Genomic DNA, 26515 nt, shown 5'->3' with positions numbered 1-26515 from the left:
TTCTTCAAGACCCAACGGTGGGTCACCGTTCATCAGGAGGCAATGTGGCCCTCAATCTCAGTCAGCAGGCGGCAGGCGCGGAAACCGTCAGCCCGGGGCTTGGAAGCACCCCGCCCAAAGCCGCTTCCCGCGCCTACGTCATAGGCATGCCCATCGCGAGTGCCGGCCTCTGGATGGCCGTTCTTGCCCCCGCGTTGGTAGTCCTCGCCATCAAGGTCTCGGAGATCACCACACCGGATACACGCGCCGGAGCGCTCAGCCTCGTGGCGGGCGTAGGAGCGGCTGTCGCGTTGCTGGCCAACCCGTTCTTTGGCCGTCTCAGCGACCGAACCACGTCCCGCTTCGGGATGCGCAAACCCTGGATCGTGGGTGGCTCCCTCATCGGCCTAGCGGCACTCTTTATGCTGGGTTTGGCCACGGAAGTCGGCACCGTCCTCGTAGCCTGGGTTGTAGCACAGCTGGGCTTCAACGCAGCCCTGGCCGCCCTTGTCGCAACCCTCCCGGACCAAGCGGGTCCAGCGGAGCGCGGGCGCCTTTCCGGACTCATCGGCATGACGTTGCCCATTGGCCTCGTGGCGGCGGCTTTCTTCGCACAAATGTTCCAGACCGCTTTGCAGATGGCCGTTGTGCCGGGGATTGTGGGCACGGCGATAGCCATTGCGTTCGCCTTCACGTTCAAGGACCGCGTCCTCACGGAGAAACCGGCACCGCTGAACGTCAAGGAAATCCTCGGTTCCTTCTACTTCAACCCCAAGGATTACCCCGGCCTGGGGTGGGCTTGGGTCACCAAGTTCCTGGTCTATGTGGGCTACTGCGCCGGCCTCCTTTACCTGCCGTACTTCTTCACGGACCACCTCCGCGTCGCGGAAACGCAGGTCACCAGCCTGGTGTTCCAAGCAACCTTGGTGAGCTCTGCCGGCACCGTCATCACCAGCCTTGCCGGGGGCTGGATCAGTGACCGTCTTGGCAAGCGCAAGAGCATGGTCATCATCTCTGCCCTCATCATGATGGGCGGCCTGGTGGTAATCGCCACCAGCACCAACACCGGCCAGGTGCTGGTGGGCCAAGGAATCCTGGGCTTGGGCTTGGGCGTCTTCAGCGCCGTGGATGTAGCCCTTATTACCGACTTGCTGCCCAGCGATCAGTCAGAGAATGCCAAGACCTTCGGCGTCTTCAACATCGCCCAGGCCCTCCCCCAATCCCTGGTGCCTGCTATCGCCTTCCCCGTCATCGCCCTCGGCGGCTACCCCGCATTGTTCCTCGGAGGTGCGGTAGTCGGCATCATCGGCGCCCTCCTCGTCACACGTATCAAAGGAGTCAAATAAATGAATCCCACACTCGCAACTGCCGTCACGGCGCCGCAGGCCGGATCCCCGGACGCCGAAGCGAAGATCCGTGAACTCGCCCGGAGCCTGACACTCGAGCAGCAAGTTCAGCTGCTGACCGGCGCTGATGTCTGGTCCACGCACGCCATCCCGGAGATCGGCCTGTCCCGCGTGGTCATGTCCGACGGCCCGGCGGGCGTTCGCGGCGAAGACTTCGATGAGCGCCACGACTCCGTCTCCTTGCCGTCGTCGTCGGCTTTGTCCGCGACGTGGAGCGTGGAAACGGCCCGCCGCTACGGCCAGGTCCTTGGCCAGGAGGCCCGCCGCAAGGGCGTCCACGCCGTCCTGGGCCCCACCATCAACCTGCACCGCTCTCCGCTGGGTGGCCGCCACTTCGAGTGCATGAGCGAGGATCCACGGCTCACCGCCACCATGGCCGCCGGGTACGTTGCCGGCGTTCAGTCCATGGGCGTGGGCGCTACTCCCAAGCACTACCTCGCCAACGAGGCCGAGACCGAACGCTTCACCGCGGACTCCGTGGTGGACGAACGCCCGCTCCGCGAGCTCTACCTTGCAGCGTTCGAGGACGCCATCACGGAGGCCCGCGCCTGGCTGGTGATGAGCTCTTACAACTCCATCAATGGCACCACCGCGAGCGAAAACAAGCTGCTGGAGACGCCGCTGTCCACCGAGTGGGGCTTCGACGGCGTCGTAGTGTCCGACTGGACCGGTGTTCGCTCCATCGACGCCGCCAACGCCCACCAAGACCTGGAGATGCCCGGCCCGGTAGGCCACTGGGGGGCCAAGCTCGTTGCCGCCGTTAGCGATGGCCGCGTCAGCCGCGAGGCGATCCTGGAAAAGGTCACCCGAATCCTGCGCCTGGCAGCCCGCGTCGGTTCACTCGAAGGCTTCGAACCTGCTGTGACCCGGCTCCCCACGCAACTTGACGGTGCCGCCGTCGCGCGTGAAGTAGCCGTCCGCGGCGCCGTGCTGGTCCGCAACAAGGGCCTCCTGCCGCTGGACGCCAAGGCGCTCAGCAGCATTGCCGTGATCGGCCACAACGCTGATGAGGCCCGCACACAGGGCGGCGGAAGCGCCACCGTGATGCCCAAGTACACCGTCTCGCCGCTGGAGGGCCTGAGGAACGCACTGCCCGGCGCCGTCAAGGTCAGCTACGCGCGGGGCGTCAAGGTTGCCGAAGGCATTCAGCCGTTCCCCCGCACCTCGCTGCACAACCCGGTCTCCGACGTCCCCGGAATCCGCGTGACTTTCCTGGCGGAAGACGGCACGGAGATCACCGGTGAAGACCGCTTGGCGTCGCACCTGATCTGGTTCGGCATCGGAATTCCCGACGGCGCCGCCTCCATCCGCATGGAAGCGGACTGGACAGCCGAAACAGCAGGCGTTCACCACCTGGGCGTCGGCACCGTGGGCCGGATCCGCTTTGTCCTGGACGGCACTGAAGTGTTCAACAGCGAGCTTGAGGACGACACCGAAGTCCTGGGTGCCGCCCTGTTCGATCCGCCCAAGACTGTCCACCCCGTGGAAACCACCGCTGGTCAGACCGTCCGGATCGAGGCCGAGTACCAGCTGCCCAAGGAACAAATCATTCCGTTCACGGCCATCCTCTTGGGCGAGGAGACCGTGGTGGAGGATCCGCAGGCCGAGATCGACGCCGCCGTGGAAGCTGCCCGTACCTCCGATGTAGCCGTGGTGGTGGTGGGCACCAACGCGGCCATCGAATCCGAGGGCTTCGATCGCAAGGACCTGAACCTTCCCGGCCACCAAAACCGGTTGGTGGAAGCGGTGGCCGCAGCCAACCCTCGCACTGTTGTGGTGGTGAACTCCGGATCGCCGGTCCTCATGCCGTGGCTGGACACCGTGGACGCGGTCCTGCTGGGCTGGTTCGGCGGCCAGGAGTTCGGCAGCGCAATCGCGGACATCCTGTTGGGCGCCGAAGAACCCGGAGGACGCCTCCCCACCACCTGGCCCGCCGCGCTGGAGGACGTCCCCGTCCTGAGCACCACACCCGTGGACGGCAAGGTGGTCTACTCGGAGGGAATCCACATCGGCTACCGGGCATGGCTGAAGCAGGAAGCCGAAGGCGGCGCGGCTCCGGCCCTCCCCTTCGGTTACGGCCTCGGATACACCACGTTCGAGCTCAGCGCGGCACACGCACCCCAAGTGGTGAGCGCCGGGAACGATGTTGTGGTCCACGTCCCCGTCAAGAACACCGGTACCCGCACAGGACGGGAAGTAGTCCAGGTTTATCTGGAACGCTCTGAATCCGCCGTGGAAAGGCCTGTGCGCTGGCTCGCCGGCTACGCCGGAACCCACCTTGCCCCCAATGGGACGGAGAGTGTGGAAATAACCATCCCGGCCAAGGCGTTTGCACATTACGACGCCGGCTGGCAGTTTGAGCAGGGCACGTTCCGGTTGCTGGTTGGTCGCCACGCGGCCGACGACTTCCAAGAGCTGGACATTGAACTTCGGTAATACAGAGGCAAAATGACGCTGGGTGGCGGGTTTTTTTGCCCGTCACCCACGTGGTTTTCGCCACAAGCTGTGGAACTGGGGTATGGTATGGAATTTTCGTGGCATGCTGTACGTTGCATACCCGGTAACCCCCTAACACGAAGAGGCATTAAAAAAGTGGCAGCCGATTACGACGAACTCCGTACCGATGTAAAAGAGAACCAGGAGCAGTCCCTCCAGGCTCTCCAGTCCGCCAGCGCTCCCACGGCCAAGAGTGTCGTGCTTGAACTGGACGAAACCGATGGCCTCGACGCCAACGGTCCCGGCGGCGAAATCGTCGCTGAAGAACTGGTCATCCAGGTCATCCCGCAGGCAAACGACGAGTTCACTTGTCACTCCTGCTTCCTGGTCCGCCACCGTTCGCAGATTGCCCGCGAAAAAGATGGCGTGGCCTACTGCACTGACTGCGAAGGCTAAGACGACCCACCACCCCGGCGGACTTACATCGTCAGGGAGTGCCGCCGTCGGGATTAAATTGCGGAAGGACCGGAGCACACGCTCCGGTCCTTCCGCAATTAAGGCTAGTAGCCGCCGCCCGGCCCGCCAACAGCCTTCTTGCGGCGATGGTCCGAGAGCCTGAGTTGAAGGATTCTGGCCCCACCTGCGAGGGCAACCAGCACTCCTCCACCTACAGCGGCGATGAAGAGTGTGGTGCCTAAGGCGAGGGTCCCTTCCAGCCCAAAGAACCGGACCGTGATCATGTCCTGGTTTTGGACGAAGAAAGCGATCAACACCACCAGGACCACCAAACCAACAGCTACGGCCACCCACAAAGCGGCGGTACGGGTTGGCCTGTGGCGGCCTGGCTCCGGGGGAATCACACTCTGCTGAGGGGAAGTACCCGGCTCCGGGCCGGCGGCACTCCCCGGAACCTTTGCTGCATCGTCTTGGAAACTCATTGATAGCCCCCTTTGTACGCCAGCACTTTCTATGCCACTCACATAATAAGCATGCTGACTAGCTGCTCAACAGTTGCACGGTGAACTGACCAGGGTCAAGGTGGTAAGCCGGTCAGCACGCAAGGAAGGGCCGGCGTTCGCGTTCCGGCCCTTCGGTATCGAGCGCCCCACTTAGACGCTGTAGTCAGTTGAGGTCGGTCCGGGATCATTGTTCCGGACTGCGTAGTGATGGCCCTGAGAGTCGGTCTCGACGTCGAAGTTCTTCAGGTCCGCCTCGGAAGCGGTCTCGAATTCATCATGCCTGTGCACCACCGGGCTGTCCGTATCGCCGTGGGTTGCCGGTCCAAAAACGGACTGCAGCCGCTCGGTCACATGGACGAAGCCTTCCATTCTGCGTCCCATGTTTTCCACCTCCTTCCTTACCGGAGAGAGAAAAGCGGCCGGGCTGGTGCGCGCCGTTCAGTGAGGCAATTTTACGCCCGACAGACGGAAAAAGGGCTACCTACCGCAGGGACTTGTCGTCCGGATTCCGGGGCACCACGTAGGTGCTGCCATCGGGACGGCGGAGGGTTTCCCATTGCTGCGTCTCAGCCTGGCGTTGGGCGAGCAGCTTCCGGTTTGCCTCGGTCATCTCATGGTCGAGGGAACTGCTGTGCGCAGGACCGAAAATGACCCTGAACTTCCCAGTGGCGCGCATGAATTTCCGTGTGTAGGACTCCTTGGCCACGCGGATCGACTCCTCTTTTAGGCGGTTCAATGAGTCCATAGTACGCTAATCATTAGTGCACTAACTAATTGAAGAGTGTGCGCTAATAGATCTGGCAGCAAGCACAGGAGGCAGCCATGACAGCCATTGATGAATCCCCCCAGGAGGCCGATGACCTCCTCTTGGAACGCCAACTGTGCTTTGCCCTGACCGTGGCCTCGCGCAGCGTTGTGGGCGTGTACAAGCCAGTGCTGGAGCGGCTCGGGCTCACCCACCCCCAATATTTGGTGATGCTGGCCCTCTGGGAACGAAGCCCCCGCACGTTGAAGGACATCAGCGACAGCCTTCTCCACGAACCGGCCACCCTCTCTCCGCTGCTGCGTCGCCTCGAGGAAGCCGAGCTCATTACCCGCGAGCGCGTACCCGGCAACGAACGGGCATTGGCGGTCAAGCTGACGGAGAAAGGTGCTGCCCTCCGCGAACAGGCAACAGCTGTCCCCGGCGAGATCCGTGATCGCCTGCAGCTCAGCCGCGAGGAAGTGGCTGAACTCCACCAGGCCATGACCGGGCTAATCGCTGCCACCCAGCGTCACACCTCGCTCTAACAAACCGGCGTGGCCCTAGCCAAGCACACTGGCCCAGTGGTCTCCTTGAAGCGAACAGAGAAACAGGCACCACAAGTGCCACGTAAAATGGACGCAACCTAGGAGATTCCATGCACCTGCGATTTGTTCGGCCCTTACTGGCAGTACTGGCCGTCGTTGGCCTCGCCGCATGCTCAGGCTCCCCCACACCAGGTTCCACGGACACCGCATCCCAGGCGCCGTCGTCGTCCGCTTCTTCAAGCAGCGCTCCCTCAAGCAGCAGCCCCAGCACGTCAGCGGCGCCCAGCGCGTCCGGAGCCACCGGCGCAGGCAATGCCGAGCTCTCCATCACGCTCCTTGAGACTGCGGAAGCCTCGCCCCAGACCTTCACCCTCGTCTGCACAGGCGGCACGCCCGCGGCCGAAAGCAAGCACCCGTCCGCCGCAGAAGCGTGCAGCGCACTCAAGAACAGCCCCACCCTCTTGAGCCCGGCCCCCACCCGGACGGACCAGGCCTGCACCATGCAGTACGGCGGCCCGGCTACGGCCAAGGTGACCGGTTCGGTGGACGGCAAAGAAGTCAGCGCGTCCTTCAACCGCACGGACGGCTGCCAGATCGCCTTGTGGGACGCCGCGAAGAGCGTCCTCGGATCAGATGGCGGCCTCTAGGCTGCGGCACCTCCCCCAGGAGCAATGGCTCGGGCTGGAGGCAGCCCACCACGCGCGCGTCGCGCAGTATGCAGATCCGTATCTGGCCCGGCGCTCGGCCGGTAAGAAGCACCCCGTGGAGGACTTCCTCTTCACGTATTACACGCAGAAGCCCGGCCAGTTGCAGCGTTGGCATCCCGGCCACGGTGTGGTCCTCATCGGTGAACGGGCTATGGAACGCGTCGCGTGGAAGTTCTACCGAACGCTCGATGACGGCGAACTCGCCTTAGTGGGGCTGCCTCCAGGAACGCCCGCGGTCACCTTTGACCGGGACGGCTTTCTGGCCGACCGCGCCGAGGCCGTGCGTTTTGCCGGAATCATCCTCGCAGGCACCGCCAAGCGGCCTGCCCAATTCGGGTGCTTTGGGCTGCACGAGTGGGCCATGGTGTACCGGCAGGAAAAGTTTGAGCTGCGCCATGAATACCTGAAGCTGAGGCTCGGCGGCGAGGGCACGGACACCGTGGTTGAAGAGAACCGCATCCGGTGCTCGCACTTTGATGCTTTCCGCTTCTACACACCGGACGCTACCCCGCTGAATGAGCTCACGCCCACCCGCGAAAACCAGCGGACCATGGAACAGACGGGGTGCCTGCACGCCAACATGGACCTCTATAAATGGGCGTACAAGTTAACCCCTGCCTTGCCGAGTGAGCTGGTGATGGACGCTTTCGAGTTGTCGTGGCGCATCCGGGCGATGGATATGCAGGCGTCACCCTACGATCTTGAAGAATGGGGTTACCCGCCCATCAGGATTGAGACACCGCAGGGCAAGTCCGAGTACGTTGAATACCAGCGGGCTTTCGCGGCCGAATCCCAGGAGCTGCGGGCCCGTGTGCTCCAGGCACTAGGGCCGCTCTTGGACGAGCTGAGCGGCTTGGCTGCCTGAGCACCCCCACGCCACCAGCGAAAGGTCACCATGGTTTCCGCAGAGAACAGCGACACTGGCAACAGCGACACAGCCAAGAGCGACACAGCCAAGAGCGAGTACGACATCGACCTGACGGTCACGCTGACAGAGGAACCTGGCGCTGAAAGCCGGGTGTTCCATCTACGTTCGTCCGCGGGCATCCTGTCGCCTGACCCTGACACGGTGGATTCAAACTTGCCGGACGCGCAGTCGGCGATGGCCGCCGTCGAGCAGTTCGGCGAGGAAGTCTTCTTCCCGGAGCCCCGCCCGGACCGGATCTGCACGCAGCAGTATGGCGGCCCGCAGGTAGCCGTGGTCAAGGGATGGTTCCGGGGACGGAAGGTTCACAGCCAGTTCAGCAGGACTGATGGCTGCGAGATCGCACGCTGGAAGGCAATGGCGTCGCTGCTGGGCAACGTTGGGGGCTCAACGGGCGCCGTGTAGGGACTAGCTTCCTCCCATGCTGCCGTAGACCGCTCCAAAAATAAGGATCGCTGCCCAGAACACGATGTTGATGATTGACAACACCGTGACAATCCAGCCGGCCACCTTGCCAAAGGTGGCCGGTACGCCGTTGGCCTCTGCCCGGTTTGCATTGCGGATGGCCAGGGGCCCAAAGACGATGCCGAGGAAAAAGATCCCGATGACGGCGTACGTGGTGGCTTTGGACTTGAAGTTGGCACCCTCAAGGTCCGGGAAGTAGAACGGCGGACCGTCCTGCTCGCCGTACGGCTGCTGCGGGTAGCGCTGCTGGCCGTACTGCTGCTGCGGATATCCCTGAGGGTAAGGCTGCGGGTAAGGCTGGCCGGCGAAGGCGTGCTGCCCGTCCAGCTGGTGCTCGGGTTGCGGTTCGGATCCTGGCTGGGACATGCCGGCCTTTCGTTGCGAATCATCGTGTGGGAACTGCTTCGAACCTACCATCGGGCTCGCGGTGACTGCGTGAACAGCAGTGGCCGGCGGGAATCCCCACCGGCCACTGCCGTCATTGGATCAGTTACTACATCAAGAAAGCCTTAGCCGGCGTTGTTGCTCTGTGTCGGCTCGTCTGCGCGGATCTTGCCGCGCGGCTTCTTGTCCTTCTTATCCTTCTTGGGGTCTTCCTCGTCCGGAACCACAACGGCTCCGCCCGGGTTGACCAGGACGGTGACGAAGCTCGGCTCGCTGGTCCCTGCGAAGGTCAGGCGGCCGATGTAGGAACCCGGGGTCAGGTTCTTCCAGTTCAGCGTGATCTGGCCCGTCTTGCCATTGGCCAGGCGGATCGGATTCGGCGTCACGGTGGCGTTGCCTTGGTTGGCACCCAGGACGGCAGCATCAACAGTGGCCTTGGTGGGCTGGTTGTTGGGGCTGGCGTAGAGGTTGGCGAACACGTAGTAGTCGCCGGGTGCCGGGTTGGGAACAGACAGTGTCTCACTGGCCGAGGCCGTCGCGGCCGGCAGCTGCTGGCCTGAAGGCGTGAGGACCAGCATGTCGAAGTCCGCGGCTTCGTTGGAGGAGATCACCGAGAACTTGGCAAGGGCGCTGCCCTCACCAACGGTCACCTTCTTCACATAATTGGACGCGTTGGTCTCGCCTGCGAAGGGACCCGGAACCAGTTCCACTGCCGAGGAATCAGCCTTGGACAGGCCATCAACGGTGACACCTACCGGCAGGTTGGTGCCGGAGGTGATGTTGATGGTGGCGGAGCCGTTGGGCCCCGTTCCCGTGAACGCCAGGGCCTTGTCCGCAATGACGGACTGCGGCCGGACGGCGATGGGCGAGGTGACTGTCTTGTTGGCACCCTGCCAGCTCAGCGAACCCATGGCGAACTTGCCCAGGGCGGCATTGTTGTTCTCGAACTGCACCTTGAACGTCTTCTTCTCTCCGGCTGCCCCGAAGTTCAGGACGGACGGGGTGACCTTGACGTTGACGCCGGGGACGTTGACCGTGGCGCGGTACAGGCCCGGGGTCAGTGCGGTGACGGTGCGGGTGACCTCGATCTTGCCGGCCAGGTTGCCCAGCGCGAAGGAAGGTACGTTCATGTCACGGGCAGCGGTGGTACCGAGTCCGTCGATGCCCAGGTCCATGCCGGTGCCCTGGATGAACTTGAGGTAGTCCTCCGTGGTGGCGTCGTACACGAGGCCCGGCGAGAGAACCTTTGCAGGGTCAACCTGTCCGGCACCTGTTGCGAAGACGTCCTTGTTGATGGCGCCGTTGGCCAGCTTGACCGGGCCTGCCGTGGTCATCATGGCGGACTTCACGGTAGCCGGGGACCATTGCGGGTTCTTGCCCAGGATCAGCGCGCCGAAACCGGCCACGTGCGGTGAGGCCATGGACGTTCCGGAGAGGAAACCGAAGTTGTCTCCGCCTGTTCCGATCGGCGAAACACCCGCGAGGATGGCGACGCCGGGAGCGGATACGTCCGGCTTCAACAGATCCGAGTCGGTAGCGAGCAGCGGTCCGCGGGAGGAGAATCCAGCGATCTGCGGCTGCGCTTCAGCAGGCAAGCCCGTGGTGTCGCGGTTCAGCAGGGACACAGTGATGGCCGGGTTGGCCGTGACCTTGTCCTTGATGGTCTGCGTTGCAGGCGGGTTCACGTGAACGGTGGGAATAACGTGCTTGTCCGTGTCCAGCGAAGAATCCGTCAGGTTCACCAGGATCATGCCCACGCCACCGCCACGCAGAACTTCGGCGCTCTTGGCGGTACGGTCAACCACGCCGCGGTCACAGACCACAACCTTGCCGGCCACCTTGGCCGGATCCAGGGACCCGGGAGCACAGAGTGCCGCGTTGCCTTCTCCGCTTCCAGCGTTGGTGGACAGCACGACGCCGGCCCCGCGAACTTCGCGGTTCATGATGGACGCTCCGCGGAATTTGCTGCCATCGGAGAACTCAACGGTGCCTTGGAGTTCCTGGGAGAACGAGGTAGCGGCAACCGTGGTCAGCCACGGAGCGCCGTGGTTCACGGTGCTGGCGGTCGGTCCGGAGTTGCCTGCCGAGGTTGCCACGAAGATGCCTGCCGAAGCTGCCGAGAGGAACGCCAGGGATACGGGATCCGTGGTGGACGTGGTGGAGCCTGAGATGGAGTAGTTCAGGACGTCCACGCCGTCCAGAATGGCCTGCTCAATAGCGTCCACGGAAGCTGAGCCGTAGCAGCCACCCGTGGCGGGATCGGTGTCTTCCCAGCAGACCTTGTACACGGAGAGCTTGGCGGCGGGTGCAATGCCGCTGGTGGTTCCGAAGCTGCGGCCGTCCACTACGGCGTCAACGTTGGCGTTGCCCGCCGCGGTGCTGGCCGTGTGGGTGCCGTGGCTGTCCACGTCAACGGGAGAGATGACCTCTTCCGGGGCGCGGTTTTCCGGCGGCACTGTTTCAAGGAAGGCGTCGGCGAAGTAGTGGGTGCTGAGGACTTTGGAGTTACAGGCGCTGCCGTCGTAGTCAGCGCCGGTATCGGTACCGGCCTGGCATTCGCCGATGAACGTATCGCCATCGGCCTTCAGCATGGCGATCTTGCCGTCAGCGGTGCGGTAGGGAACGCCTACCTGGGGGTTGCCCACCAGCGGACCGACCGGCTCTCCTGCAAAGAACGGGTTGGAGGGGGTGTAGCCGGTGTCGATCACACCAACAACGGTGCCCTTGCCGGCGTTGTCCTGCCCACCGTACTGCGTGGCCCAGGTACCGTTGGGGCCGCTGAGCTTGAGGAAGTCGGTGGTTGAGTAGTCCGGGGCGTACTGCGTGTCCGGCGCCACCATGAGGACCTTGGGATCCTTGGCCAGGTTGATGGCCTGGTCTGCCGTCAGGTTGGCACTGAACCCGTTGACTGCTGTGGTGAAGTCACGCTCGATGGTGATGTTTTCCTGCGTGGCCACTTCCTGCTGCTTCTGCTGGAGGTGCTGCTGGTATTCCTTCACCTCGGCGCTGTCGCCGTCGAGCTTTTTGCCCTCCTCCGGCTTGGTGGGCGCGAGTCCTGCCGTCCCGCCGTCGTAAGTAGCCGCAGGCTTCTCGGCAAGGACCACCATGTAGCGGCCGTCCTTGTAGGCGCTGGGGTCAAGGTTCTTCTTGGCCACGCCTGCAACATTCCCGGGCGTCTCCGGGGCGGGAGCGGCCTGGGCCGGCATCGCCATCGAAGAGAGCAGCAACGGCAGTCCGACGGCGAGCGCCGCGGCCTTCCGAAGCCCCCCGCTTCTGACGAAGCTCTTTCCTTGTGATTTCACGAGTGGTTGCACCTTTCACTGAGGGAGGCCAAGGCTCCATCGCCCGGGCCTGTCAACTTTTAGTTGGTTGAACCTTTGACAGTTCTTGTCAAAGCCGCGCAACCAGCCGAGTCACAGAGTACCTAGTGAGAGACGAATATGACATAGAGCACATTTCAGGAAATTTGTCTTGTCACAGCACTAGCGATTCTTCACCCCTTGGGCGTCACCTGAAGCCGGTCGAAGGACACCTGGGCGCCGGCCTGATCCAGCACCACCACGTCGTCACGGCCGTTCTTCACATCCGCGGGAAGGATGAACTTCACCGTGTTATCCGCGCCTGGAAAGTTCCAGCCGAGGCGGTACCCCGTTTTGTTCAGGTACACGTAGTACCACTGACCCTGGTCAAGGCCGTTCAGGACCACTTCCTGGCCGGCCCGGTACTTGTCCGCGGTGCCCAGGTCAATGGGCGGTGTCCCCAGGTTCTGGCGCGTCACGGCCGGTTCAGAGGACGGCTTGGTCCTCAGCTCCACCGGGTCACCATTCACGGTGATGGTTTTGCTGCTCTGCCCCGCCGCACTGACTTCCCAGGTGCTGGTTGGGACGAAGAACCCCCGCGCAGCTTCTTCCGCAGTCACCGTGTGCCGCGGGGTGGTGCACTGGTAGCTCTGGCCGGACGGCAGCACGCTGTAGCGGCAGTTGCCCGGCCCCTCCGGAAGGAAGGGGCTGAAGTTGCCGGCAGTCGGGACAATCTTTTCAACCAGCGGGCTCGTGTTCTTCACGGTGAAGGTATACGGGACCAAGTCACCGGCGGCGTATGGCTGGGTGGCCAGATCACGCCCGACGTCGGCACGCGCCCCGCTGATCTCCGCCGTCAGCAGTCCGTCACGCAGGGCCACCGCAGCGCCGGTGAACGGGACGGTTTTAGTGAGTGACGGCGTCGCGCTGGCCGTGATGCTGAAGCTCGCCTCCGGCACAAAGTAGCCGCGCTCAATGTCTGCCGCCGTGATCACGTGTTTGGCCGTGGTGCAGGTGTAATTCGCACCTGCAGCCAGGTTGTTGTACCGGCAGTTGGGGGCCGACGGCGGAAGGAACCCGGAGTCAAAGCTCCCGGAAACCGGTACCGCGTTGGCCGTGACGTTGGCGGTGCTCTTAACGTTGAGCGAGTAGCTGAGGACGTCGCCTGCTTGGTAGGGGCTGGCCACGACATCCCGGGCCGGCGCAGTCCCCGTGATGGTCAGGCCCACCTGCGGAGCCACGGGCACGGTGGCGGTGAAGGTGAACTGCGAAACCCTGCCATTCGCGGTGGTGAACGCCGCATTCAGATTTTGCGGTCCGCTGGCGTTGGCCGGCGCCGTCAACGCCACGTTGACGGTGGCCGAGGCGCCGGGCGCGACGTCGGGAACCGGCACCGTGGTGGCCGACCAGCCAGAGGGCGTGTAGACAGTGGCAGTTGCGCCGGACAGGGTGCTGGCTTCCTGGTTGGTGACGGTCACGGGCACCTGCTGCGTAGCACCGGGCGCAGTGGTGACGGCCGGGACAGACAGCGGGGCGCAGGCGTAGTTCAGCCAGGCGTCATCGAACTTTGCGAACGGCATGTTGTCCGTGTAATTGCCCTCGTAGAGGACGCCGAATTTGCCTTCTTCCAAGCGGGTCACCGTGGAGTACGCGGAGAAGCCGGAACGGATGGTGCGGACACCGGGCCAGGTGGCGCCGTCGTCGCAGGAGACGCGGGCGGAGACGTTTTCGCGGCCGGTTTTGGAGTTGGCGTTGGTGAAAATCAGCTTCTTTGCATCAGCTGAGCCTTGCGCCGCGTTCGGGAACATGCGCGCGATGGCACCGTTGTTGGCGGGATCCGGGAGCTCAGTGTCCTGAGTGACCGGGCCGTACGTAGCGCCGCCGTCCGTGGAGATCGCAACCTTGCGGTAGCCCTGGTTGGCGTTGTCCCGGGAGTTCAGGAGCACGCGTCCATCGGAGAGTTCAACGGTCTTGTTCTCGTCCATGCGGTCCCCGACGTTGGCTCCCTTGTGCCAGGTGGCGCCGTGGTCATCGGAGTAGACGCTGTAAGCCTGAATCTTGTTGGTGCCGTCCGCCTGCCGGATGTCCCCGGCGTACTGCTGGATCAGGCGGCCTTTGTACTGCCCGTACTTGAGCTGGATACCCTCTCCGGAGGACGCGAAGTTGGAACGGACATCGCCGGCTACGGGGCCGGTCTTGCTGGTTCCAGGCTTGGTGACGTTGGTGATGAGACGCGGCTGGCTCCAGGTGACGCCTCCATCCGAGGATTCGATGACTGCCGAGGAAATCACTGTCCTGTCGGCGTCGTTGTTGCCAAACTGGCTGCCGCCGAAACCTTGGTCCTTGGAATAGACGAAGAAGGCGAAAACCTTGCCGGCCTCGGCGTCGTAAATGTAGGAGGGGTCGCTGTACCCATACTTGGGGCCGCTGGCATCGCCAACGTGTCCGGCCGCTATGACCGTGACGGGCCCCCACGTCTGGCCGCCATCGGTGCTGCGACGCTGCACGATCGAGTTGGGGTTGGGGGCGTCCGCCGCTGAATCCGGACGTCCGTCCCAGGCGGCGAGCACCACATTGTTGCCCAGGTAGGTCAGGGCGGGAATCCGGTAGAAGAAGTTTGCTGCCGTGCGATCCGCGCCGATGTTGGCCTCGGTGAACGTGCCCGGGGCTGCGGCGGGGTTGTTGGGGGGAATCGGGGCGGCCGTGGCCGGAAGGCCGAGCCCAGCCAGGAGCGCGGCGCTGAGGGCGCCGACCGCTGCTGTTCGCGCAAAGGATGAAGATCTCAAATCGAGGGTCCTTTCGAGTGGGTGCTACGTGCTACGTCGAACGTCCTACAACCTAGGGACGTCCTCATACCCTAAGGTGTTCAGCGTCACATTGCCAGAGATGAAGCCGGAATGAACCTGGCGGATGGGCGAAGCGGTAGCCTCACATTCGAAACCACACACCCTTGAGCACTGGAGTTGCCGTGAAAATCCTCGTCCCGGACACCATCGAGCTGGACCTCTCCACCCTTGAGGACCAGGTCTTCGTCTATCAGGTGGACCAGCCGATCCCCGCAGAACACCGCGACGCCGACGTCCTGGTTGTCTGGCGGAACACTTCCGACAACCTGGCCGACGCCGCCCGCTCCATGCCCCACCTCAGGCTGGTCCAGACGCTCGCGGCCGGCCCGGACTCCGTGCTCGCCGCCGGCTTCGCGGACACCGTGGCCATTACCTCAGGCCGCTCGCTCCATGACGGCCCCGTGGCCGAACACGCACTGGCGCTGGTTTTGGCAGCCGTGCGCCGCCTGGACGTCCTGCAGGAGTCCCAAAAAGCTGCCACCTGGAACCAGTCGTACAACGCCGAACAGTCCAACCCCGCCACCGAACAGCTCTACACGCTCGACGGCGCCAAGGTCACCATCTGGGGCTTCGGCTCCATTGCGGGGCGGCTCGCTCCCCTGCTGGCCGCCTTGGGGGCAGAGGTCACCGGCGTCGCCAATTCTGCAGGTGAGCGCTACGGCTTCCCGGTGGTCTCAACCGAAGAGCTGCCTGACGTCCTCAGGACCACGGACGTCCTGATCTCCATCCTGCCCGCCACCCCGGAAACCGCCGACTCACTGAACAAAGAGGTCCTCGCCGCCCTGCCGTCCACGGCAATCTTTGTGAACGTGGGCCGCGGCGCCACGGTTGACGAAGACGCACTTCTTGAAGCCCTTACCGAGGGCCGCCTGCGCGTAGCGGCATTGGACGTGACCAAGGTAGAACCCCTGCCGGCCGATTCGAAGCTGTGGGCCGCCCCTAACCTGATCATCACGCCGCACGTTGCAGGCAACCGACCCAAAGGCTCGGCGCGCCTGGTCACGGAGAACGTCACAGCACTCAAGGAAGGCAAGCCGCTCACCAACCAAGTGGCCGGCTAGATCCCGCCCCTTTCCCCAAGGGATCCAGTTCCTCACAGAATTTCATTGCCCCCGAATAGTAAGCATGCTTATGGTAGGTGGGTCCGGGGTGGCCAGCAGAGGGTTTCCATCCCACACAGAGCATGAGACAACGTGAGGAAACGTATGTACTTGCACACCCAGCTTCTCATCAATGAAATCGCCGCCGACGAGCCGGATCCCGCAGCCGCCAATGCCCTCCAGGAAGGTCTGGGCGGACAGTTCGGCGAGATGCGCACCATGATGCAATACCTGTTCCAGAGCATGAATTTCCGGGGTGATGCTGCCTCGAAACCGTACAAGGACCTACTGCAGGGCATCGGCACCGAAGAGATCAGCCATGTGGAGCTCATCGGAACCACCATTTCCCAGCTCCTTGACGGCTCACCCCGCTATCAGGGCAAGAAGTCCGATCCTGTGGACCAGCCGGGCGCAGGGGGAGCTACTCCCCTGAAGATCGCGCTGGACACCAGCAACATCCACCACTACTTGGTGGGCGCCCAAGGTGCCTTGCCTGTGGATGCCGCCGGTAACCCGTGGAGTGGATCGTACGTCTACAACAGCGGCAACTTGGTCCTTGACCTGCTCTACAACCTGATGCTGGAGTCAACGGGCAGGCTGCAAAAGTGCCGCATCTACGAAATGACGGACAACAAGACCGCGCGTTCCACCATCGCGTACCTGATTGTCCGCGACCAGGCGCACGAGAATGCTTATGCCAAGGCATTGGAGAGTTTGGGCGTGAACTGGGGCAAAGTCCTCCCCATTCCCAAAACCAACGCCGAGCAGTTCCCCGAGGTGAAGAAGCTCTTGGACAAGGGCCTGCAGAGCATCCAGTACACGTTCAGCGCAGACAACCTGAGCGAAGCAGGCAAGCTTTACCGCGGGGCCTCGCCCTCCAATGATGGGACGGAACTCAGTACCGACGTCATGCCCGACGGTTTCCCCATCACCATTTCCCCCGAACGCAAGGAAGAATTTGCGCCTGGGTTGGATCCGGAGTTGCTGGCATTGATCCAGGCCACGGCAGAACAGGAAATGAAGGACGCGGACAGCCCCAAGGAAGCCAAGTCCACGCCGGCCAAGAAGAAATAACGAACCACAAAAAGGGTCCCCGCCTCAACCGAGGCGGGGACCCTTTTGGTAGGTGGTAGAGATCAGGAGTGCTCGTACGTCAGGCAGTCTGCAGCTTCGCGGCCGGGACCCACCTTGACGTCATGTGCCTCGCACATGAGGTTGTTGTTGTGGACGCACTCGGAGCGCTGGCAGGCACCAACGTGGGCGAGGACCTTCGGAAGGCCACCCATGGCATTGGTGTCAATGAACGTGGCGCAGGAAGCGTGGTCCTGGCTGCCACCGATGGTGATTCCGAATGCGGTGCAACCGTTGTGGTTAAATCCGCACGTGCCAACGCTACAGGCGGATACTTCGGCAATGTGTTCGGTCATTGTTCCTCCTGGTGTGGATCCTGAATAGTACTGGGGCTGAGCCCCTCGTGTACTACCCAAACTACGCCGGAATGCTGCCATTTAACCCCTTTGAATAGCGCATTTGTATGTGCTCTAATCCGCGGCATTACGCCGAAAAACGGAGGTTATTAGCTGAGGTTTCCCTTACTTTGGGGTGCGCAAGGCGTCACTGATTTTGGCACGCGTTTCAGCATCCAAGGGAACGGTCACCCGGCTGTTGCGCGCGGCCCGGTCCGCCAGGACCTTCTGGATGACCATTCGGCCCAAACCAGCAAAAACGGCTGCAGCCACAACGCCCAGCACCATCGATTTCGGTTTCTCAGCCATGCCGCAATCCTAGTGACGCGAACCACCCGGCGAAAGTACCGCCGTCGGGCCCTCATCTGGTCCAATTTCCTCCGCCGCGGCGGGGTGTCCTCGCGCAATCCGGCTGAATAGGGTATGTGCGCCGCTCCCGGTAGAATAGGTGTGCAAGCTCGCGGAGCGCCCCCCATGCCGTTCAAACATTGCAGTTCACCACCGTGTTTAACCCTGTGTTCAAGACGCTGTTTGAATGCGGCTGAACGGCGTGAGACGGCACCTCCGCGGCAGCCTTATTTAAGGTTCACCCAACTCACGCACAGGAGTTACCGGATGCCCCGGATCGTCGTTGACGTCATGCCCAAGCCCGAGATTCTGGACCCCCAGGGGAAGGCCATCGTGGGTGCACTGCCCCGCCTCGGCTTCAACAGCTTCAGCGCAGTCCGCCAGGGCAAGCGTTTCGAACTGACCGTCGACGGCGAGGTGACCGACGCTATCCTGGCCCAGGCCCGCGAAGCTGCCGAGACCCTCCTGTCCAACCCGGTGATCGAGGATGTTGTCAACGTCGAGGTCGTCGAGGCCTGATATGACGTCGATCCCCCTGATTGGCGAGGCTGTAGCCGTCGCCGCAGAACCCCGCTTGGCAGGCGCCAAGATCGGCGTCGTCACCTTCCCCGGCACCTTGGACGACCGCGACGCCGCCCGTGCAGTGCGGCTTGCAGGCGCCACGGCGGTGCCGCTCTGGCATGCCGACACCGAACTGGGCGATGTTGACGCTGTCATCATCCCGGGCGGTTTCTCCTACGGTGACTACCTCCGCGCCGGTGCCATCTCGCGCTTCGCTCCGTTGATGTCCAAGATCATCGATGCCGCGAACTCCGACGCAAAGCTCCCCGTTTTGGGTATTTGCAATGGTTTCCAGATCCTGACCGAGTCGCACCTGCTGCCCGGCTCCATGATCAAGAACGACCACCTGAAGTTCATTTGCCGCGACCAGACGTTGCGCGTGGAAAACGCCAACACTGCGTGGACCGTGGACTACACCGACGGCCAGGAAATCATTGTGCCGTTGAAGAACCAGGACGGCCAGTACATCGCCGACGAGAAGACCCTGGATGCCCTTGAGGCTGAGGGCCGCGTGGTGTTCCGCTACGTGGGCTTCAACCCGAACGGCTCCCGCCGCGACATCGCGGGCATCTCCAACGCCGCGGGCAACGTGGTGGGCCTCATGCCGCACCCCGAGCACGCTGTGGAAACCGGCTTCGGCCCGGAGTCTCTTGATGGTGCTCCCCGCGACACCGACGGCCTCGGTTTCTTCACCTCCGTTTTGACCAAGATTGTGGGAGGCGACAAGTGACCACGGAAACCACCAAGAAGTTCAACATCGACACCGTTGAGCACGCTGCCAAGACCCCGGACACAGAACTCCCGTGGGCTGAGCTGGGCCTGAAGCAGAACGAATTCGACGAGATCGTCAAGGTCCTCGGCCGCCGCCCCACCGGCGCCGAGCTGGCCATGTACTCCGTCATGTGGAGCGAGCACTGCTCCTACAAGTCCTCCAAGAACCACCTCCGCCAGTTCGGCGAGAAGGTCACCGAGGAAATGAAGAAGGACATGCTGGTTGGCATCGGCGAGAACGCCGGCGTCACCAACTTGGGCGACGGCTGGGCCGTGACGTTCAAGATCGAGTCCCACAACTCGCCGTCGTTCGTTGAGCCGTACCAGGGTGCCGCTACCGGCATCGGCGGCATTGTCCGCGACATCATCTCCATGGGTGCCCGCCCGGTAGCCGTGATGGACCCGTTGCGCTTCGGTGCGATCGACCACCCGGACACCGCTCGCGTCATGCACGGTGCTGTTGCCGGCATCGGTGGCTACGGAAACTGCCTGGGCCTGCCGAACATCGGCGGCGAAATGGTGTTCGACTCCGTTTACCAGGGCAACCCGCTGGTGAACGCACTGGCTGTGGGCGTCATGCGCCACGAGGACATCCGCCTGGCCAACGCCTCCGGCAAGGGCAACAAGGTTGTCCTGTTCGGCGCACGCACCGGCGGCGACGGCATTGGCGGCGCTTCGGTGCTCGCGTCCGAGTCCTTCGATGACACCAAGCCGTCCAAGCGTCCGGCCGTCCAGGTGGGCGACCCCTTCGCTGAGAAGGTCCTCATTGAGTGCTGCTTGGAGCTCTTCAAGGGCTCGCTGGTTGAAGGCATCCAGGACCTCGGCGCTGCAGGCATTTCCTGCGCTACGTCCGAGCTCGCGTCCAACGGTGATGGCGGCATGGAAGTGGAGCTGACTTCGGTCCTGCTCCGCGACCCCACGCTGACCCCGGGCGAGATCCTCATGTCCGAGTCGCAGGAACGCATGATGGCCGTGGTCACCCCGGAGAACATCGCCGCATTCGAAGCTGTGATGGACAAGTGGGCCGTGGAGTACTCCTGGTTGGGTGAAGTTACCGACACCGGTCGCCTCATCATCACCTGGGAAGGCGAAGTAATCGTCGACGTCGATCCCCGCACCGTTGCGCACGACGGCCCGGTCTACGACCGTCCGTTTGCCCGCCCGGAGTGGCAGGACTCGGTGCAGGCCAACTCCTTCACCGGTTCCGTGGAGGACGCAGGCCGTCCGTCGGCTCCCACCGAGCTGGCTGCAGCCGTCACCGAACTGGTTGCATCACCGAACATGTGCAGCAAGGCCTGGATCACCAAGCAGTACGACCGCTACGTTGGCGGCAACACTGCCATGGCGTTCCCGGACGACGCCGGCGTGGTCCGCGTTGACGAGGAAACCGGCTTGGGCGTTGCCTTGGCTACCGACGCCAACGGCCGCTACACCTACCTCGAGCCCTACCAGGGTGCACAGCTCGCGCTGGCTGAGGCCTACCGCAACGTGGCCACCTCCGGCGCCGTTCCGATGGCCGTCAGCGACTGCCTGAACTTCGGTTCCCCCGAGGATCCGGATGTCATGTGGCAGCTGGCCGAAGCCATCCGTGGCCTGTCCGACGCCTGCATGGAACTCGGCATCCCGGTGACCGGCGGCAACGTCTCGCTCTACAACCAGACCGGCACCACGCCGATCCACCCCTCCCCTGTGGTGGCTGTTCTGGGCAAGCTCGACGACGTCGCCCGCCGCACGCCGTCGGGCTGGCGTGAGGATGGCCAGGCCATCTACCTGCTGGGCACCACCGCAGCAGAGCTGGATGGTTCGGAATGGTCCAACCTCCGCGGACACCTCGGTGGCTTGCCGCCGAAGGTTGACCTCGCAGCAGAGCGCGCTTTGGGCGAGATCCTGATCAATGCTTCCCGCGACGGCATGGTTGACGCAGCACACGACCTCTCCGAAGGTGGCCTCGCGGCTGCCTTGGTGGAGTCCTCGCTGCGCTACGGCGTGGGTGCCCGCATCGCCCTTGAGGAACTCATGGAGCGCGACGGCGTGGACCTGTTCACGGCCCTCTTCTCCGAGACGCAGGCCCGGGCCATCGTTTCCGTGCCGCGCTCCGAGGAAGTCCGTTTCAAGGACATGTGCACCGCCCGCGGCTTCCCCCACCTCCGGATCGGCGTTGTTGACGCTGCCGGTGGGAAGCTGGAGATCAACGGCGTGGACGAGCTCTCCCTGGACGCTCTCCGCGAAGCACACGAAGCTACCCTGCCCAAGTACTTCGGCTAAGGACAGCTAACGTCGCAAGGCCCCGGCGCTCGGAGAGTGCCGGGGCCTTGCGCGTGCCCGAGGGGGCTTACGCCGGCCAGGTCCGCAGCCGTGCCAACTGTTCAGTGAACTCGGCCGCCGGTAGCGGCCTGCCGAAGTAGTAGCCTTGGCCGCTCGCGCAGCCAATGCTTCGGAGGGCTTCTGCTTGTTCGGCGGTCTCGATCCCTTCCCAAACACCCTCCAGTCCGCAGGAGCGGATGACTTGCTGGATCGCGGCCAGGAAGTCCAACTGGGAAGGATCCTTGCCCAGGTCCTTCACGAATTGCCGGTCCACTTTTACCCGGTCCACGGGCAGTTTCCGCAGGTACCCCATGGACGAATAGCCGGCACCGAAGTCGTCGATCTCAAGCCCCACACCAAGCCTGTGCAGGCTCGCCAAGGTGTAACGGTCCAGCTCGTTGTTGTGGATGATGGCGCTCTCAGTGAGCTCCAGCACCAGTGATTCAGGGGCCAGGCCTTCTTCCGCCAGAGCTTCGCTCACGTCATCCACGAACTCCAGGCTTTGAAGATCGGCAGCCGAGACGTTGATCCTCATGGAGAAGATCTGATGTGCGGTGTCCGGGGCGTTCCGCCAACGCCGCAATTGCCCCGCGGCCGTGCGCAGGACCCATCTGCCCAATTCCGCGATCAGGCCGGTAGCCTCGGCAACGGGGATGAACTGGTCCGGCATGATCAGGCCATGCACAGGGTGTTTCCACCTGACCAAGGCCTCGCAGCCTTCGATCCTTCCGGTGGCGAGCTCCACGATTGGCTGGTAGTAAAGGACCAACTGGTCCGAACGGATGGCTTCGCGGAGTTCCCCCACGATCTGCCGCTGCAGCAGGCGCGCGTGCAGCGTTGCGGGGTCGAACACCTTGAGTTTGTTCCGGCCCTCGTTCTTGGACTCTTCCATGGCAAGATCGGCCTCTTGGAGAAGGTCCTCAATGCTGTGGTGCGGTTCCGCAGTGCGCAGGCCAATGCTTGCACCGCAGCGGATGCTGTTGTTCCCAAGGTCGATGTTTGGTTCCAGCGCTGCCAGGATGCGGTTTCCGACGGCGGCGGCCCGGTTTTGCGGGGTGGCGGGCAACAGCACAGCGAATTCGTCGCCGCCCAGGCGCGTGACGACGTCGTTCTCCCGGACGGCCGACCGGATGCGCATGGCAACCGTGATCAGAATCTGGTCCGCCGCGGCATGGCCGGCGGAGTTCTTCAGGGCCCTGAAACCGTCCAGGTTCAGGAGGAGGAGTGCCGGCGGGACGGCGCCGTTGGCCGTGGCTTCCCGGGCTTCGATAAAGGCGTCCACCAATGCGAGGCGGTTGCCGAGTCCGGTGAGGGCGTCCGTGAGGGCCTCACGGCGCTGCTCATAGCGTGCCTGGTGAAGTTCCTGCATGAGTGCCTGAACGTGCCGCTCCAGTTTTTCGACCCGTGATTTTTCGATCCGTGAATCAGCGGGAATCAGTCCATGAGGCCTTGAGGCGCTCACGACTCTTCCAGGCGTCGGAGCGTTGAGTCGGCAACAGCCTGGGGCTTGGAGACGGGGTTGCGGCGTTCGTCCAGGAAAAGCCGGTAGGAGGCGATGTCCAACCTGCCACCCGGCTCCACCTTGTTGCCAGCGCGGTACACGTGGGTGATCCAAGCCCCTCCGAGGATTGCCTCAATCCAGGCATCGCATTCTGCGAGGGGAAGATGAACGCGGGTGCCGGTGTTCCTGCGGTGGCCGGCGATTGACACCGTGATGCAGCTGCCCAGGAGGCCTTTGTCCGCCGTGAACCAGGCGAGGCCTTCGACGTCGGCCACTATGGTCAGGTTCGCGTTGCTGTCCTCCACCGATTGAACCGGACCCATCCGGACTGAGCGGCGATCAGCGTTCAGCGTGGTGGCTGTTCCTGCTTTGTAGGGTGCGCTGGTGATGTCCTGGCGGAACGCGGACAGTTCCTGGGTGTGCTGGATCTGGATCCGGGTGGTCAGTTCGTTGAAGGTCATGATCTTGCCTCATCCGCTATAGTGGCCGCCTCCGGGCGGTCGGCTCCTACAATCCTGTTTCTGCCCTGCGCCTTAGCGCTGTAAAGGGCTGCATCAGCTACCTCGATCATGAAATTGAGGTCGGCGGACGCGGGAATGCTTGATGTCACTCCGTAGCTGACGGTGGGGAACACCACGCCGTCGGGGGTGGGCATTGCTGCCATCCGCCGGCTGATTTCAGTGGCGATGTCCTCTGCCCGGTCCAGCGTTGCCCCCGGAAGGAAGAGAATGAATTCTTCCCCTCCATACCGTCCGATCAGGTCCGTGGACCGGACCGAGGAGACGCAGGCTTCAGCAAAAGCGCGCAAGGCCACATCCCCTGCCCCGTGGCCGTGTTCATCGTTGACGGCTTTGAAGTGGTCCAGGTCCGCCAGGACCACGGCTGCGCCGGATCCTGTGGAGTGCAGGCGGTCCAGCTCAGTGGTGGCAAGGTCCAGGAAGGCTCCACGGTTGAGGAGCCCCGTCAGGTGATCGCGGGTGGCACGTTCGCGGAGGCCTTTGATGAGTTGGTCGCTGGTCAACGCTGTCATGCTGAAGGAAACGGTGACCAGAAGGACCATGGATATCAGTGCGGAAGGTCCGGGCCCAAAGTAGGTTCGGAACGTGTGGCTGGCCGGCCCTTCGAAGGCATAAACCATCCAGCGGCCCAGGTAGTAGGCGGCCAGAAGGCCTGCAGCCAGGGACAATGCTTTGTGGACCTGTGAGTGCGAGGACTTGATGAACCAGAGATCGTAGGCGGCCAATGCTATGCCCACGGTCATCATGGCCAGATAGACGAAGCCACCGGACCAGACGTTGTTCCCCGGGCTTTCCAGAAAGGATGCGATGGCCGTAACGCCTGGACCAACGGCCAGCTGCCACGGCGCGGCTTTCCGGTCCCGGAGGGTCTTAGCTCCGGCCCAAACGCTGAAAGCACCTGCCACCACGAGGACGTTGCCTACGGGGTTTGCCCACATCTGGTGCGGGGTTCCATTGAGGAGGAAGGCGGCGTTGCCCACCATGAACTCGAGCAAAGCCAGGCTCCACCAGCCAGCGTACGGCGAGCGTGTGCGGTGGAAGGAAGTACAGAACAGCGTCAGGAGCGTCACGGTGACCACGCCCAGGGCAACTCTCACTGAGAATGCATCGAGCTCCATGCCAACCCCCTCAGCTGGTCATCCTTCGCTTTGAGTTCAGTGTCCCGGGGCTTCCTCAACCTCAATGCTGGGTTTGCTCAAGATTGGCTCAAGATCAGTGGCGGTGCGTCAATCCTCAAGATTTGCTGCTGCAGCACGTCAAGAGTCCATCAAGAAACTAAGGCGCCTGAATTTCGGGGGAATCCGGTGCTACCGTGCTGACCAAGCGAGGAACATTGTTTCAACCTTGGGGGTCACCATGGAAGTTTCCGCACAAGCACCCGCACCGGGATCACGGACCGCTGTCATCATTGAAGACGAAGCCGATATCCGCATGGCCTTGATCGGCATTTTCAAGGAGGCCGGCTTTACGGTCCATGCGTTTGAGAGTGGCCTCGAAGGCGTGGAAGGCGTGCGGAGCCGCCAGCCGGACGTGGTGACACTGGACCTTGGGCTGGCGGACATTGATGGATTCGAAGTGGCGCGGCAAGTCCGTCAATTCAGTGATGCCTATATTGTGATTCTCTCCGCCCGCACCCAAGAGCTGGACACCTTGCTTGGTTTGGAAGCGGGCGCCGACGATTACGTCACCAAGCCGTTCCGCCCGCGGGAACTCAGGTACCGCGTGGAAGCGTTGCTCCGCCGTCCGCGTGGCAGGAATGGTTCCCCCATAACCGCGCAACTACTGGCCGTTGATTTCGCAAGCTCACCCGCCCCGGCAGAGGCCCGGGAGCTGCCGGCGGGCGATGAGGTCCTGGAACACAACGGCTTGCGCCTCAGCGTGCAGGCCCGGACTGTGGAACTGGCCGGAGCCGAGCTTGCGTTGACCCGGTCGGAGTTCGACCTTCTTCATGCCCTGCTGAGGGCCGGGCGCACTGTGCTCACCAAAGACGCTCTTGCGCAGGTCCTCCGCGGCACCCAGGCTTCTCCGGACGGTTTCTGGAGCGATGCCGACGCGAAAGCCATTCATGTCCACATCACCAACCTTCGGCGAAAGCTCGGCGACTCGGCGACTTCCCCCTTCTGGGTGGAAACGGTCCGTGGAGTCGGGTACCGGTTGGCGCTATCCCGCTGATGATTCAGCGCTAACCTGGAGGGCCGCAACAATCTCCTGCAGGATTCTCGGCCGGAACGGCTTGGCCAGGTAGCCGCTGGCTCCCGCCGCCATGGCATTCTCGACGCCGGCAATGTCGGCTCTTGCGCTGATCACCAGAATTGGTGCTGTGGTGTTCTTCCGGGCCTCCCTGATGACATCGACGCCTTCGAGGTCCGGCAATCCCAGATCCGTAGTGATGAGCGAGGGCTGCACATCGCGGATGGCCAGAATCCCGGCGGGCCCGGTCTCAGCGGTGCTAACGGTGTAGTTCATTGCCTGCAGGAGGGTGCTGATCAGGAAGCTGATGTCGGGATCGTCTTCAATGACCACCGCGCGGCGGATATCCATGGCCAAGCCCCTAGTTCTGTGCTGCCGCGGGGAGGGAAACGGGTACCGCTGGCAGGGCGAATTCGAGAACCAGGTCATCCGTGATGGTTTGGCGGGTGTAGACACCGGACCCGGGCGCTGTTTCCGTGAGCAGGTCCATGGTGAAGATGAGCCTGGTCTTCACCGCTGCCGCATCACCCGGCACAACAACACTGGATGAGTAGGAATGCGGTGCATCGACGGCGAAATCTCCGGTGTCATTGGCCAAGATGGTGCCGGTCGAATCGACGCGGGCATTGAAGCGGGTGACCTTGATGACTTTCTTCTCCGTCCCGGCAACGCTGGCGCTGAGCCGAATGATCGGTGACGTATCCGGGGTCCAGCTGGCAGTGTTCTGGGTGGTCCAGTAGTCAATGGCCAGCTGGTTCTCCGCGGCCCCAAGTTTGTGGGACACCGAACCCTTGGCCATCTCTCCTGTGATGGTGGGTTGCACCGGGACCGCCGCTGCTGCAGGTGCCGCCTGGGTTTCGGTAGCGGTGGGAGCGATGGCCGCAGCCTGTTCCACTTCCGGTGCGCCGGTGGGCCCGGGAAGCCCCGGTATTGAGCAGCCGGTAAGTGCCAGCACGGTCGCGACAGAAAGTGCAGTGATCGCTGATGCGACTACCTTGCGAGGCCTCGCGGCCCGGTGCTTCGGGGTGTGGGAAGAGCCCATTGTTTCGTCCTTCAGAAG

26 protein-coding genes are annotated in these 26515 nt (G+C 63.2%); 13 read left to right on the top strand and 13 right to left on the bottom strand.

The genetic code is table 11. The features are described from left to right. The first annotated feature begins 44 nt into the window (after nucleotides 1-44). From ACIQH5_RS16385 to ACIQH5_RS16375, 3 genes are all read left to right on the top strand, one after another. A complete protein-coding gene (locus ACIQH5_RS16385) occupies nucleotides 45-1325 on the top strand; it encodes an MFS transporter (RefSeq protein ID WP_400405277.1) in 1281 nt (426 codons plus the stop codon). After that, nucleotides 1326-3821, top strand: coding sequence for a beta-glucosidase (locus tag ACIQH5_RS16380; RefSeq protein WP_400405275.1), 2496 nt, complete (start codon nucleotides 1326-1328; stop codon nucleotides 3819-3821). Between the two features lie 156 nt (nucleotides 3822-3977). Next, entirely contained in the window at nucleotides 3978-4277 is a 300-nt protein-coding gene (locus ACIQH5_RS16375; protein WP_011773410.1) for a DUF4193 domain-containing protein, read from the top strand. Nucleotides 4278-4381: 104 nt separating this feature from the next. Here ACIQH5_RS16375 and ACIQH5_RS16370 read toward each other — a convergent pair whose 3' ends face one another. The 3 genes from ACIQH5_RS16370 to ACIQH5_RS16360 form a co-directional block, all read right to left on the bottom strand. Then, the gene (locus ACIQH5_RS16370) at nucleotides 4382-4759 is read right to left on the bottom strand and encodes a lipopolysaccharide assembly LapA domain-containing protein (RefSeq protein ID WP_400405273.1); all 378 of its coding nucleotides are present in this window, start codon (nucleotides 4757-4759) and stop codon (nucleotides 4382-4384) included. Nucleotides 4760-4930: 171 nt separating this feature from the next. Next, a complete protein-coding gene (locus tag ACIQH5_RS16365; RefSeq protein ID WP_400405270.1) occupies nucleotides 4931-5161 on the bottom strand; it encodes a hypothetical protein in 231 nt (76 codons plus the stop codon). Between the two features lie 100 nt (nucleotides 5162-5261). After that, the gene (locus tag ACIQH5_RS16360) at nucleotides 5262-5486 is read right to left on the bottom strand and encodes a hypothetical protein (protein ID WP_024819442.1); all 225 of its coding nucleotides are present in this window, start codon (nucleotides 5484-5486) and stop codon (nucleotides 5262-5264) included. A gap of 116 nt (nucleotides 5487-5602) precedes the next feature. On the opposite strand from ACIQH5_RS16360, the gene ACIQH5_RS16355 reads away from it, so the two are divergent. From ACIQH5_RS16355 to ACIQH5_RS16340, 4 genes are all read left to right on the top strand, one after another. Then, on the top strand, nucleotides 5603-6070 hold the full coding sequence (locus ACIQH5_RS16355) for a MarR family winged helix-turn-helix transcriptional regulator (protein WP_400405268.1): 468 nt from the start codon (nucleotides 5603-5605) through the stop codon (nucleotides 6068-6070). Nucleotides 6071-6180: 110 nt separating this feature from the next. Then, nucleotides 6181-6717: an SSI family serine proteinase inhibitor gene (locus tag ACIQH5_RS16350; RefSeq protein ID WP_400405266.1), complete on the top strand. Its 537-nt coding sequence runs from the start codon at nucleotides 6181-6183 to the stop codon at nucleotides 6715-6717. Next, complete coding sequence (locus ACIQH5_RS16345) at nucleotides 6704-7642, top strand: 3-methyladenine DNA glycosylase (RefSeq protein ID WP_400405263.1); 939 nt, start codon at nucleotides 6704-6706, stop codon at nucleotides 7640-7642. The genes ACIQH5_RS16350 and ACIQH5_RS16345 overlap by 14 nt, the downstream gene beginning before the upstream one ends. A 30-nt stretch (nucleotides 7643-7672) precedes the next feature. Then, complete coding sequence (locus ACIQH5_RS16340; RefSeq protein ID WP_400405261.1) at nucleotides 7673-8107, top strand: serine protease inhibitor; 435 nt, start codon at nucleotides 7673-7675, stop codon at nucleotides 8105-8107. A 3-nt stretch (nucleotides 8108-8110) separates the two neighbouring features. Here the strand turns inward: ACIQH5_RS16340 and ACIQH5_RS16335 are convergent, their stop codons facing one another. The 3 genes from ACIQH5_RS16335 to ACIQH5_RS16325 all read right to left on the bottom strand — a co-directional run bounded on the left by ACIQH5_RS16335 (nucleotide 8111) and on the right by ACIQH5_RS16325 (nucleotide 14636). Next, on the bottom strand, nucleotides 8111-8533 hold the full coding sequence (locus ACIQH5_RS16335; RefSeq protein ID WP_400405258.1) for a hypothetical protein: 423 nt from the start codon (nucleotides 8531-8533) through the stop codon (nucleotides 8111-8113). 143 nt (nucleotides 8534-8676) lie between these two features. Continuing rightward, nucleotides 8677-11763, bottom strand: a complete 3087-nt coding sequence (locus tag ACIQH5_RS16330; protein WP_400405342.1) for a S8 family serine peptidase — start codon at nucleotides 11761-11763, stop codon at nucleotides 8677-8679. 281 nt (nucleotides 11764-12044) lie between these two features. Beyond that, nucleotides 12045-14636: an exo-alpha-sialidase gene (locus ACIQH5_RS16325; RefSeq protein ID WP_400405256.1), complete on the bottom strand. Its 2592-nt coding sequence runs from the start codon at nucleotides 14634-14636 to the stop codon at nucleotides 12045-12047. A gap of 182 nt (nucleotides 14637-14818) precedes the next feature. Between ACIQH5_RS16325 and ACIQH5_RS16320 the strand changes: the two genes are divergently transcribed. Together ACIQH5_RS16320 and ACIQH5_RS16315 are read left to right on the top strand one after the other, a co-directional pair. Then, a complete protein-coding gene (locus ACIQH5_RS16320; protein ID WP_400405253.1) occupies nucleotides 14819-15757 on the top strand; it encodes a phosphoglycerate dehydrogenase in 939 nt (312 codons plus the stop codon). A gap of 144 nt (nucleotides 15758-15901) precedes the next feature. Then, entirely contained in the window at nucleotides 15902-16870 is a 969-nt protein-coding gene (locus tag ACIQH5_RS16315) for a manganese catalase family protein (RefSeq protein WP_400405250.1), read from the top strand. A gap of 62 nt (nucleotides 16871-16932) precedes the next feature. Here ACIQH5_RS16315 and ACIQH5_RS16310 read toward each other — a convergent pair whose 3' ends face one another. Then, a complete protein-coding gene (locus tag ACIQH5_RS16310; RefSeq protein ID WP_054808888.1) occupies nucleotides 16933-17223 on the bottom strand; it encodes a DUF1540 domain-containing protein in 291 nt (96 codons plus the stop codon). 165 nt (nucleotides 17224-17388) lie between these two features. Further along, nucleotides 17389-17571 carry a hypothetical protein gene (locus ACIQH5_RS16305; protein ID WP_024819428.1) on the bottom strand — a complete coding sequence of 61 codons (183 nt, stop codon included), beginning with the start codon at nucleotides 17569-17571 and terminating at the stop codon, nucleotides 17389-17391. A gap of 306 nt (nucleotides 17572-17877) precedes the next feature. Here ACIQH5_RS16305 and purS point away from each other — a divergent pair, with 306 nt between their 5' ends. From purS to purL, 3 genes are read left to right on the top strand one after another with little or no spacing between them, the layout of a single operon-like run. Beyond that, a complete protein-coding gene (purS, locus tag ACIQH5_RS16300) occupies nucleotides 17878-18129 on the top strand; it encodes a phosphoribosylformylglycinamidine synthase subunit PurS (protein WP_011773385.1) in 252 nt (83 codons plus the stop codon). Between the two features lies 1 nt (nucleotide 18130). After that, nucleotides 18131-18901 carry a phosphoribosylformylglycinamidine synthase subunit PurQ gene (gene purQ / locus ACIQH5_RS16295; RefSeq protein ID WP_400405247.1) on the top strand — a complete coding sequence of 257 codons (771 nt, stop codon included), beginning with the start codon at nucleotides 18131-18133 and terminating at the stop codon, nucleotides 18899-18901. Continuing rightward, complete coding sequence (purL, locus tag ACIQH5_RS16290) at nucleotides 18898-21207, top strand: phosphoribosylformylglycinamidine synthase subunit PurL (RefSeq protein ID WP_400405244.1); 2310 nt, start codon at nucleotides 18898-18900, stop codon at nucleotides 21205-21207. Before purQ ends, purL begins: the two co-directional genes overlap by 4 nt. Before the next feature lie 67 nt (nucleotides 21208-21274). On the opposite strand, the gene ACIQH5_RS16285 is transcribed toward purL, so the two are convergent. Genes ACIQH5_RS16285 through ACIQH5_RS16275 form a run of 3 tightly spaced genes read right to left on the bottom strand, consistent with a single transcriptional unit; the run spans nucleotide 21275 to nucleotide 24383 of the window. After that, entirely contained in the window at nucleotides 21275-22708 is a 1434-nt protein-coding gene (locus tag ACIQH5_RS16285) for a putative bifunctional diguanylate cyclase/phosphodiesterase (RefSeq protein ID WP_400405241.1), read from the bottom strand. Beyond that, nucleotides 22705-23208 (bottom strand): hypothetical protein, encoded by a 504-nt coding sequence (locus ACIQH5_RS16280; protein ID WP_024819424.1) that lies wholly within the window; start codon nucleotides 23206-23208, stop codon nucleotides 22705-22707. The genes ACIQH5_RS16285 and ACIQH5_RS16280 overlap by 4 nt, the downstream gene beginning before the upstream one ends. Next, nucleotides 23205-24383: a GGDEF domain-containing protein gene (locus ACIQH5_RS16275; protein ID WP_400405239.1), complete on the bottom strand. Its 1179-nt coding sequence runs from the start codon at nucleotides 24381-24383 to the stop codon at nucleotides 23205-23207. Before ACIQH5_RS16275 ends, ACIQH5_RS16280 begins: the two co-directional genes overlap by 4 nt. Nucleotides 24384-24621: 238 nt before the next feature. On the opposite strand from ACIQH5_RS16275, the gene ACIQH5_RS16270 reads away from it, so the two are divergent. Beyond that, nucleotides 24622-25437 carry a response regulator transcription factor gene (locus tag ACIQH5_RS16270; protein ID WP_400405236.1) on the top strand — a complete coding sequence of 272 codons (816 nt, stop codon included), beginning with the start codon at nucleotides 24622-24624 and terminating at the stop codon, nucleotides 25435-25437. Here the strand turns inward: ACIQH5_RS16270 and ACIQH5_RS16265 are convergent. Both ACIQH5_RS16265 and ACIQH5_RS16260 read right to left on the bottom strand, forming a co-directional pair. Next, nucleotides 25426-25806, bottom strand: a complete 381-nt coding sequence (locus ACIQH5_RS16265) for a response regulator transcription factor (RefSeq protein WP_400405233.1) — start codon at nucleotides 25804-25806, stop codon at nucleotides 25426-25428. The genes ACIQH5_RS16270 and ACIQH5_RS16265 overlap by 12 nt on opposite strands. Before the next feature lie 10 nt (nucleotides 25807-25816). Next, on the bottom strand, nucleotides 25817-26497 hold the full coding sequence (locus ACIQH5_RS16260) for a hypothetical protein (protein ID WP_400405230.1): 681 nt from the start codon (nucleotides 26495-26497) through the stop codon (nucleotides 25817-25819). Nucleotides 26498-26515 lie beyond the last annotated feature (18 nt).

It is taken from the genome of Paenarthrobacter sp. NPDC091711 (assembly GCF_044756605.1).
Lineage (GTDB): Bacteria > Actinomycetota > Actinomycetes > Actinomycetales > Micrococcaceae > Arthrobacter.
Note: the sequence above shows the minus strand (reverse complement) of the source record. Positions and strands in the feature narration are given on the sequence as shown.

What these genes read in the sequence shown, in the direction of transcription:
- ACIQH5_RS16380 (WP_400405275.1), top strand. Translation starts at nt 1,326, where the DNA reads ATGAATCCCACACTCGCAACTGCCGTCACGGCGCCGCAGGCCGGATCC.
- ACIQH5_RS16370 (WP_400405273.1), bottom strand. Translation starts at nt 4,759, where the DNA reads ATGAGTTTCCAAGACGATGCAGCAAAGGTTCCGGGGAGTGCCGCCGGC.
- ACIQH5_RS16365 (WP_400405270.1), bottom strand. Translation starts at nt 5,161, where the DNA reads ATGGGACGCAGAATGGAAGGCTTCGTCCATGTGACCGAGCGGCTGCAG.
- ACIQH5_RS16355 (WP_400405268.1), top strand. Translation starts at nt 5,603, where the DNA reads ATGACAGCCATTGATGAATCCCCCCAGGAGGCCGATGACCTCCTCTTG.
- ACIQH5_RS16350 (WP_400405266.1), top strand. Translation starts at nt 6,181, where the DNA reads ATGCACCTGCGATTTGTTCGGCCCTTACTGGCAGTACTGGCCGTCGTT.
- ACIQH5_RS16345 (WP_400405263.1), top strand. Translation starts at nt 6,704, where the DNA reads ATGGCGGCCTCTAGGCTGCGGCACCTCCCCCAGGAGCAATGGCTCGGG.
- ACIQH5_RS16340 (WP_400405261.1), top strand. Translation starts at nt 7,673, where the DNA reads ATGGTTTCCGCAGAGAACAGCGACACTGGCAACAGCGACACAGCCAAG.
- ACIQH5_RS16335 (WP_400405258.1), bottom strand. Translation starts at nt 8,533, where the DNA reads ATGTCCCAGCCAGGATCCGAACCGCAACCCGAGCACCAGCTGGACGGG.
- ACIQH5_RS16330 (WP_400405342.1), bottom strand. Translation starts at nt 11,763, where the DNA reads ATGGCGATGCCGGCCCAGGCCGCTCCCGCCCCGGAGACGCCCGGGAAT.
- ACIQH5_RS16315 (WP_400405250.1), top strand. Translation starts at nt 15,902, where the DNA reads ATGTACTTGCACACCCAGCTTCTCATCAATGAAATCGCCGCCGACGAG.
- ACIQH5_RS16310 (WP_054808888.1), bottom strand. Translation starts at nt 17,223, where the DNA reads ATGACCGAACACATTGCCGAAGTATCCGCCTGTAGCGTTGGCACGTGC.
- ACIQH5_RS16305 (WP_024819428.1), bottom strand. Translation starts at nt 17,571, where the DNA reads ATGGCTGAGAAACCGAAATCGATGGTGCTGGGCGTTGTGGCTGCAGCC.
- purS (WP_011773385.1), top strand. Translation starts at nt 17,878, where the DNA reads ATGCCCCGGATCGTCGTTGACGTCATGCCCAAGCCCGAGATTCTGGAC.
- purQ (WP_400405247.1), top strand. Translation starts at nt 18,131, where the DNA reads ATGACGTCGATCCCCCTGATTGGCGAGGCTGTAGCCGTCGCCGCAGAA.
- ACIQH5_RS16280 (WP_024819424.1), bottom strand. Translation starts at nt 23,208, where the DNA reads ATGACCTTCAACGAACTGACCACCCGGATCCAGATCCAGCACACCCAG.
- ACIQH5_RS16275 (WP_400405239.1), bottom strand. Translation starts at nt 24,383, where the DNA reads ATGGAGCTCGATGCATTCTCAGTGAGAGTTGCCCTGGGCGTGGTCACC.
- ACIQH5_RS16270 (WP_400405236.1), top strand. Translation starts at nt 24,622, where the DNA reads ATGGAAGTTTCCGCACAAGCACCCGCACCGGGATCACGGACCGCTGTC.
- ACIQH5_RS16265 (WP_400405233.1), bottom strand. Translation starts at nt 25,806, where the DNA reads ATGGATATCCGCCGCGCGGTGGTCATTGAAGACGATCCCGACATCAGC.
- ACIQH5_RS16260 (WP_400405230.1), bottom strand. Translation starts at nt 26,497, where the DNA reads ATGGGCTCTTCCCACACCCCGAAGCACCGGGCCGCGAGGCCTCGCAAG.